Origin of the sequence: Oerskovia sp. NPDC056781 (assembly GCF_042789955.1) — a bacterium.
Lineage (GTDB): Bacteria > Actinomycetota > Actinomycetes > Actinomycetales > Cellulomonadaceae > Oerskovia > Oerskovia rustica.
Window position 1 is genome coordinate 1 of sequence record NZ_JBHUAD010000197.1, and the last position, 7,678, is coordinate 7,678.

Sequence of the window (7,678 nt, forward strand, 5' to 3'; positions counted from 1 at the left end):
CCCTCAGGAGGCGGCGCGGAGCGCGGCGACCGGCCGCGCCCCGCGCGGGATCACGACCCGCGCGACCACTCCCCCGCCGGGACGGGGCGTCAGACCCAGGCTCCCGCCGTGCAGCTCGACGATGCGGGAGACGATCGCGAGCCCGAGCCCGTTGCTGCTGCGGTCGGTCACCACGTCGTCGCGGGTCCTCGCGACGGAACCGACCTGACGGGCGAACGGCTCGAGGGCGATCCTGAGGTCGTCGTCGGTCAGGACGCGGCCGCTGTTCTCGACGGTCAGGACGACGAGCCCCGCGTCGACCAGCGTGATGCGGGCCCACCCGTCCTGGGGCAGGTTGTGCCGGACCGCGTTGCGCAGCAGGTTGTCGACCACGCGAGCGAGGAGGATCTCGTCGCCCGGCACGACGGCGGGCGAGACGTCCACCTCGACGCGCACGCCCCGCTCGGTGGCCTCGCGTGCGACGTCGTCGACCGCGTCCTCGACGACGACGTCGAGGTCGAACGGCGCTCGCACGATCGGCGACCGGTCGAGGGCCGCGAGCTGCAGGAGTGCCGCGACGAGGTCCGTGGCGCGTCGGTTGGTCACGTCGAGGCGTTCGAGCAGGCGCGGGAGGTCGACGGCGCCGGGGTCCTCGCGCGCGACGTCGAGCATGGTCTGGGTGACCGCGAGCGGTGTCCGCAGCTCGTGCGACGCGTTGGCCGCGAACCGCTGCTGCGCGGCGAACGCGCGCTCGAGGCGTTCGAGCATGGTGTCGAACGTGTCGGCCAGGTCGGTGAACTCGTCCCGCCCGCGCCGGGAGCCGCGGGCCGAGATGCGGTGCGACAGGTCGCCCGACGCCGCGGCCTGCGCGGCGGTGTTGAGGTCCGCGAGCGGACGCAGCACCCGCCCGGCCACGAGCCACCCACCCACCGTCCCGACGACGGCGAGCACGCCCATCGCCACGGCGCAGGCCCGGATCAGCGAGTCGAGGATCTGGCCCCGCGACGCGATGAAGAGATGGGCGTCCGACGGGTTCGCCGCCGTGAGCGGGTAGTTCGGGACGAAGCGCATGACGGCGTACACGATGACGGACATCGCGAGCCCCGCGGCAAGCAGGAAGGCCACGTAGCTCAGCGTCAGGCGGAGCCGGGCGGTCTGGCGCAGGAACCTCACGACGCCTCGCCGCTCGGCGCCCCGACGCGGTAGCCCACTCCCGGCACCGTGTGCACGACCCAGGGGTCGCCCAGGCGCTTGCGGAGCGTCGAGACCGTGACGCGCACGGCGTTGGTGAACGGGTCGGCGTTCGCGTCCCATGCGCGTTCGAGCAAGTCCTCGGCGCTCACCACGCCGCCGTCGGCGGTCAGCAGCACCTCCAGGACGGCGAACTGCTTGCGGCTCAGGCGCACGTGCTCGCCGTCCCGGTAGACCTCCCGGCGGAACGGGTCGAGCCGCACACCGGCAGCCTCCAGCACGGGCGGGAGCGGGGCCGGGCGGCGCCCCAGGGCCCGCACGCGCAGGATCAGCTCGGGCAGCAGGAAGGGTTTGGTCAGGTAGTCGTCGGCGCCGATCCCGAAGCCTCGGGTCTTGTCGTCGAGCGTGCCCGCGGCGGTGAGCATGAGGACCCGGGTCGGCAGGCCTCGGGCCACGATCGACCGGCAGACGTCGTCGCCGTGCACCCCGGGCAGGTCGCGGTCGAGCACCACGACGTCGTACGCCGTGTGGCTGAGCATCTCGAGAGCCACCTCCCCGTCGAGCGCGACGTCGGCGGCCACGGCCTCGCGCCGCAGCCCGGTCTGCACGGCCTCGGCCAGGAACGGTTCGTCCTCGACGACCAGCACCCGCATCGATCCTCCACCCGCTCGTCGTCCCGGCCCCTCCGACGGCGGGCCCGCCCCGCCAGTCTAGGAAGTGGGGTGTGTCGAAAACGTCTGCGAAAAGTGAGACGCCGGGACAACATGCCGACGGGTGCAGTGGTGGTCATGGACACACGTACCCCACCGCCCTCGTTCGCCCCGGTGCCCACCCCCGCGACGCCGCAGGACGGTGTGCCCCGACCGCCCCGCCCGAGCGCCCGCAGGCGCCGCACGGCCGTCCTCGCCACGGCCGTCACGGTCCTCGCCGTGGTGGCGGCGCTCACGTGGGCCTTCCTGCCCGACGCCGACCGCGGCCTGCGCACGCTCGTCGCCGACACGCTCGGCACCGAGGACGCGGGCACCGGCACCGGGGCAGCGGGGGCCGGGGCCGGTGTCGCGCCGAACCTCCCCGCCGAGGACGACCCGCGCCAGGAGGACGACACGATCGACCCGTTCGACGACCAGCACCCCGCGATCGCGGGGCTCGACGAGGACCTGCGGACAGCGCTCCAGTCCGCGGCGCGCGACGCGCAGGCGGCGGGCGTCGACTTCTGGGTCACGTCAGGGTGGCGCAGCACCAACTACCAGCAGAGCCTCCTCGACCGTGCGGTCGACCGGCACGGCTCGCTCGCCGAGGCCCGGAAGTTCGTCAGCACGCCCGAGACGTCCGAGCACGTGCAGGGGCGGGCCGTCGACATCGGGCCGACCGACGGCGCGGACTGGACGATCCGCAAGGGCGCGCGGTACGGGCTGTGCCAGACGTACGCCAACGAGATGTGGCACTTCGAGCTGGCCACGACGCCGGGCGGCACGTGCCCGCAGCCGCTCCCGGACGCCGCGGGCTGAACCGCCGTCAGCCCAGCCTCAGCTCGGCGTTGACCGCCCGCACCAGGTCGGCCGGGAGCTTGGCGACCTCCCGGTCGTAGGTCAGCAGCCCGTTGGTCTCGTCCTCGACGTCGGAGAGCTGGGTGTAGACGGTCGCGGACAGCCCGCGCGCGATCGCGGGCACGACCTGCTCGCGGTGCAGCGCCTCGAACGCGGCGCCGAGCGCGCCCGAGTCGGCGTACGACGCGTACCCGAAGTCCTTCTCCCCGGCCACGTGCCCCTCGACCCGCAGGCTGTAGCCGCCGTACTCCGAGAGCACGAGGGCCCGCCGGTCACGCCGTGGCGGCACACGGAACGGCTTGAGGTAGACGTGCAGGCTCCGCAGGTTCCCCGCGCCCTGGTCGTGCCATCCGCTCGCATGGTCCACCGACCGCGTCGGGTCGAGGGCCTTGACACGAGCCGCGACCTTGGCCGCGTCGAACTGCCCCCAGGCCTCGTTGAACGGCACCCAGACCGCGAGGCTCACGACGTCGCGCAAGTGCTCGACGGTTGCGTCGACCTCGCGGAGGAACTCCTCGCGCCCCTCGGCGTCGCCACGGCCGAACAGGGCGTGGAACCGGTCGCTCAGGCGCAGCGGCAGGAGCACAGGCGCCTTGACGACCGCGGGCCGGTACGGGCCGCCGCCGTTGACCATGTCCTGCCACACGAGCATCCCGAGCCGGTCGCAGTGGTGGTACCAGCGCAGGGGCTCGATCTTGATGTGCTTGCGCAGCATCGTGAACCCGAGGTCCTTCATGGTCGCGATGTCGTGGACCATGGCCTCGTCCGACGGCGCGGTGAGCAGCCCGTCCGACCAGTACCCCTGGTCCAGGACCCCGACGTGGAAGTACGGCTCGCCGTTGAGCAGCAGGCGCGGCACCCCCTGCGCGTCGGGGCCGACACCGAAGGACCGCAGCCCGGCGTAGCTGCGCACCTCGTCGTCGCCGAGGGTCACCGTCACGTCGTACAGGTGCGGGTCCGCGGGCGTCCACAGGTGCGGGTCGGGCACGGGGACACGGGTGACCACGCCCACGGGCGCGTCGACCTGCGCGACGAGCATGGCGCCGTCGTGCACCTGGATGCGCGCCACGGGCGCGTCCTGCCCGACGACGCCGCTCGCCCCTGCGGGCGTCTCGCCCGCGTGGACGGTCACGTCGAGGCGGCCGCCCGGGAGGTCCGGCACGAGCGTGAGCCGTGCGACGTGCAGGGCGGGCACGGCCTCGACCCACACGGTCTGCCAGATGCCCGACTGCGCCGTGTACCAGATGCCGCCCCGCGCGAGATTCTGCTTGCCGCGCGCGTGGAAGCTGGTGTCGCTGACGTCGGTGACCTCGACGAGGAGCTCGTGCGCCTCGGCCGGCGCGCCGGCGAGGGCGTCCGTGACGTCGCACGCGAACGGCAGGTAGCCGCCGGTGTGACGCCCCACCTCGACGCCGTCGACCAGGACGCGGCACGACTGGTCGACCGCGCCGAAGTGCAGCAGGACGCGGCCGCCGCCGGGCACGAACCCGTCCGGGAGCGACAGGTCGCGCCGGTACCAGAGCGCCTCGTCGGGCTGGAGCTGGCGCCCCACCCCGGACAGCGGCGACTCGGGCGAGAACGGCACGACGATCTCGCCGTGGAACACCTCGGGTGGGGTACCGCCCAGCGAGCCCACCGGACCGGGACCCTGCGCCGTGACGGCGTACTCCCAGACTCCGTTGAGATTGAGGTAGCTGTCGCGGGCGAGCTGCGGGCGCGGGTACTCGGGCAGCGGCGCGTCGCGGTCGAGCGTGGCGGTCCAGCGGGTGGGCAGAGCAGCGCTCACCCCGTCACCCCCGGCCATGGGCCGCGTCCAGCACCGGTCGGCGCGCGACCGTCAGCACGTGCGTGTCGGGCCACTCGACCGGCTCGCCCGTCGCGGCGTCCGTCAGCGTCGCCACGGGCGCGATCGAGTGCTCGACGAGCCACTCGTTGCGCCACGCACCGCTCTCGGGCCCCAGTTCGAAGCCCGCTTCGGTGAGCAGGTCGGCCCACGCGTCGCCGTCCAGGTCGCAGAACCGCTCGTGGCACTCGGACAGCCAGTTGTCGGCGTAGTCCTTGGTCGTGAGGAACTCCATGGCGTCGCGCAGCGTGAGCCGGAACGTCGCGGGCGCGACCTCCTCGACCGCGAACGACGCACCGGACAGACGCGGGAAGTCGACCGCGAACTGGCGCATCCTGGAGGCCGTCGACAGCCCCCGGACGTGCGCGGCGACGTCGGGCCGCGCCCACTCGTCGAGGTCGGTCACGACGTCCGGGCTCGCGCCGTCGTCGTCCCGGAGGGTCAGGTGCACCAGGCGGTCGCCGTCCGCGGGACCGCACACGTCGCTGTTGATCCACACCCCGCCCGGGCGGGTGTGGACGAACGTGCGGTGCGCGAACCGTTCGACGTCGAGGACGCCCTCGCCGTACGAGGAGATCTCGTGCGTGAGCGCGATCGTGACGGTCGTGTCGACGCTGCGCTCGGGCATGACCTCACCGCGCAGGATGTTGGCCTGCACGAACCACACGTTGGGGTTCGCGAACACGCCCTGCGTCTTCTTGTGCTCGGCCTCGGCCACGAGGTGGCGTGCGACGTCGACGCCGAACAGGTCCGACTCGTGCAGGCGTGGCTCGGCCGCGACGAGCTCGAGCAGCCCTCCCGTCGCGCAGCCGATGTCGACGATCCGCCCGGGGAGCACGTACGGGCGCACCTGCTCCCACTTGCGGCGCGAGGCGTCCTCGAACGCTGCGGCGTACGTCCGGTAGTCGCGTGTCGCGGTCAGGTCGCCGTCGCCCGAGACGACCGGGTCGGCGAAGACCTGGACGATCTGCGACTCGAGCCCGTAGCGCCGGAAGAAGCCCGGCACGACGGGGTGCGCGACGTCGGTCCACGTCGGGTCCCCCGCGGCCAGGCGCCCGACGGCGTCCCACGGACGGGCAGGCCCCTCGCCCTGGGCGTCGGTCGCGTCGAGCTCGACGCCCACGACGCGGTACCCGAGCTCCTGGTAGGCCGCGATGACCTCCGGGGTCGAGCAGGCCACGACCGTTTCCTGCGGGTCGAGCGTCACGGCGTGACCGGTCGCCGTTTGGACCGTGGTCGCGACGAGGTGCGCGAACCGCGGGTGCGGCGCCACGTCAGGGACGGGGACCACGAGGCTCGGCAGGTGCTCGACCGCCGTCACGTGCTCGATCAGCGCCTCACGCCGGTGCCCCGGGACCGGGTTGCGGCGCGTGCCCGCATGGTTCGCGGATGTCACGGCCCACACCACCACCGCGTCCGGGGAGCAGCGCACAGGCATGCCGTCGAGGTCGCTCACCAGGCCGGCGCGCAGCGCCCGCAGGTAGTCGACCTGGAAACGGGTCACGAGGTGGTGGCGCCCCGGGAAGAGGACATGACGGACGAGCGGGGTCGAAGGCACCCGCGTACCTTCGCGCGCCGACGGGGTCCGTCGCAAACGGAGAGCCTCCCCTCGTCACCGTCGGCGTTCCGTGCCATCGTGGAAGAGGCGCCGACGACGCCACCCCCTGTGGGTCTGCCGTGGACAAGGAGCACCCGATGGTCTCGACGACGAACGCATTCAGCAGCTTCTCGGTGAACGACCTGGACGCCGCGCGGGCGTTCTACGCCGACGTCGTGGGCATCGAGGTCGACCAGACCCCCATGGGTCTGGACCTGCGTCTCGGGTCGGGCGGGCACGTGTTCGTCTACCCCAAGAAGAACCACGTCGCGGCGTCGTTCACGGTCCTCAACTTCGGGGTCGACGACGTCGAGTCAGCCGTCGACGAGCTCGCCGCGAAGGGCGTCGAGTTCGAGCGCTACGTGGGGTTCGACCAGGACGACAAGGGAATCGCCCGCGGCCCTGAGGGCCCGGCGATCGCCTGGTTCAAGGACCCGGCGCGCAACGTCCTCGCGATCCTGAGCAACCCGTGAGCACCGCGGTCTCCTCGCACGAGCACCTCCTGGCGGCGCACGGCGACGCGATCGGGGCGTTCGACCACCTGGTCCGGCGGGTCCAGGACGACCAGTGGGACCTGCCTACGCCCGACGACGAGTGGAGCGTCCACGACCTCGTCAACCACCTGGTCTCCGAGCAGCTCTGGGCGCCCGAGCTCCTCGCGGGTCGGACGGTCGCCGACGTCGGCACGGTCTTCGACGGCGACGTCCTGGGCGACGACCCGGTCGACGCGTGGATCGACGCGTCGACCCAGTCGCGCGAGGCGTTCCTCGCGCCCGGTGCCCTGGACCGTGTGGTGCACCTGTCGTACGGCGACGCCCCGGCGACCGAGTACGCGCACCAGATGACGTTCGACCTCACGGTCCACGCGTGGGACCTCGCGCAGGGCATCGGCGTCGACGCGGACCTGGGCCCGCAGCTCGTGTCGTTCGTCCTGGGCTACGCCCGGCGCCGCAAGGGCATGTTCGCGGCGAGCCGCCTGTTCGCCGGTCCGCTCCCCGTGCCCGACGACGCGCCCGACCTCACGAAGCTGCTCGCCCTGGCGGGGCGTCAGGCCTGAGCGCGGCGGGCATCGCCGGGACGACGACGCCGCCCGGCCCGGGTGGGGCTGTGTCACGGAGCGAGATGCTGCCCGTTGTCGGGTAGGGGATGTCCCTGGCGACAAGGAGCAGCATCTCGCGAGGCTGGATCTCGGCGAGCGTCAGAGCGCGTCGTCCTGTGCTGCCTCGGTCTGGCGGCGGGCGATGCGGATCATGTCCTCGCGGGGCACGACCTTGATGCGCTCGCGCCCGTGCGGGGCCCCGAGGGTGCGCTCGTGGGCGTCCAGGACCTCCCAGTCGGCCCACTGGACCACGTCCACCCCGCGCTCGATCAGGAACTCGACGACGCTCTCCGGCTCGGGGTGGGCGGCCGTGCGGGAGTCGGCGAGGTCCTCGACGAGGTGGCGGACGGTCTCGGACGCGTCGGACTTGGTGTGCCCGATCAACCCGACCGGGCCACGCTTGATCCACCCCGTCGCGTACA

The 7,678-nt window shown here is 73.0% G+C and carries 7 protein-coding genes and 1 pseudogene; 3 read left to right on the forward strand and 5 right to left on the reverse strand.

Going from position 1 to position 7,678, the window contains the following annotated elements; genetic code table 11:
- Nucleotides 1–3 precede the first annotated feature (3 nt).
- Both ACFRCR_RS14780 and ACFRCR_RS14785 read right to left on the reverse strand, forming a co-directional pair.
- Nucleotides 4–1,152, reverse strand: coding sequence for a sensor histidine kinase (locus ACFRCR_RS14780; RefSeq protein WP_377678557.1), 1,149 nt, complete (start codon nt 1,150–1,152; stop codon nt 4–6).
- A complete protein-coding gene (locus ACFRCR_RS14785) occupies nt 1,149–1,823 on the reverse strand; it encodes a response regulator transcription factor (RefSeq protein WP_377678559.1) in 675 nt (224 codons plus the stop codon). The genes ACFRCR_RS14780 and ACFRCR_RS14785 overlap by 4 nt, the downstream gene beginning before the upstream one ends.
- Nucleotides 1,824–1,958: 135 nt before the next feature.
- Here ACFRCR_RS14785 and ACFRCR_RS14790 point away from each other — a divergent pair, with 135 nt between their 5' ends.
- Nucleotides 1,959–2,678, forward strand: coding sequence for a M15 family metallopeptidase (locus ACFRCR_RS14790; RefSeq protein WP_377678561.1), 720 nt, complete (start codon nt 1,959–1,961; stop codon nt 2,676–2,678).
- 7 nt (nt 2,679–2,685) lie between these two features.
- Here the strand turns inward: ACFRCR_RS14790 and ACFRCR_RS14795 are convergent, their stop codons facing one another.
- Complete coding sequence (locus ACFRCR_RS14795; RefSeq protein ID WP_377678563.1) at nt 2,686–4,503, reverse strand: glycoside hydrolase family 2 protein; 1,818 nt, start codon at nt 4,501–4,503, stop codon at nt 2,686–2,688.
- Between the two features lie 4 nt (nt 4,504–4,507).
- The gene (locus ACFRCR_RS14800; RefSeq protein ID WP_377678564.1) at nt 4,508–6,118 is read right to left on the reverse strand and encodes a methyltransferase domain-containing protein; all 1,611 of its coding nucleotides are present in this window, start codon (nt 6,116–6,118) and stop codon (nt 4,508–4,510) included.
- A 137-nt stretch (nt 6,119–6,255) separates the two neighbouring features.
- Between ACFRCR_RS14800 and ACFRCR_RS14805 the strand changes: the two genes are divergently transcribed.
- Both ACFRCR_RS14805 and ACFRCR_RS14810 read left to right on the forward strand, forming a co-directional pair.
- A complete protein-coding gene (locus tag ACFRCR_RS14805; protein ID WP_377678565.1) occupies nt 6,256–6,630 on the forward strand; it encodes a VOC family protein in 375 nt (124 codons plus the stop codon).
- The gene (locus tag ACFRCR_RS14810) at nt 6,627–7,214 is read left to right on the forward strand and encodes a TIGR03086 family metal-binding protein (protein ID WP_377678567.1); all 588 of its coding nucleotides are present in this window, start codon (nt 6,627–6,629) and stop codon (nt 7,212–7,214) included. Before ACFRCR_RS14805 ends, ACFRCR_RS14810 begins: the two co-directional genes overlap by 4 nt.
- A 141-nt stretch (nt 7,215–7,355) precedes the next feature.
- On the opposite strand, the pseudogene ACFRCR_RS14815 reads toward ACFRCR_RS14810, so the two are convergent.
- Nucleotides 7,356–7,678: pseudogene (locus ACFRCR_RS14815) on the reverse strand (pyridine nucleotide-disulfide oxidoreductase); the annotation flags it as partial.

Excerpts from the sequence above, each read along its gene's own strand:
- ACFRCR_RS14790 (WP_377678561.1), top strand. The coding sequence starts at position 1,959 with ATGGACACACGTACCCCACCGCCCTCGTTCGCCCCGGTGCCCACCCCC.
- ACFRCR_RS14785 (WP_377678559.1), bottom strand. The coding sequence starts at position 1,823 with ATGCGGGTGCTGGTCGTCGAGGACGAACCGTTCCTGGCCGAGGCCGTG.
- ACFRCR_RS14805 (WP_377678565.1), top strand. The coding sequence starts at position 6,256 with ATGGTCTCGACGACGAACGCATTCAGCAGCTTCTCGGTGAACGACCTG.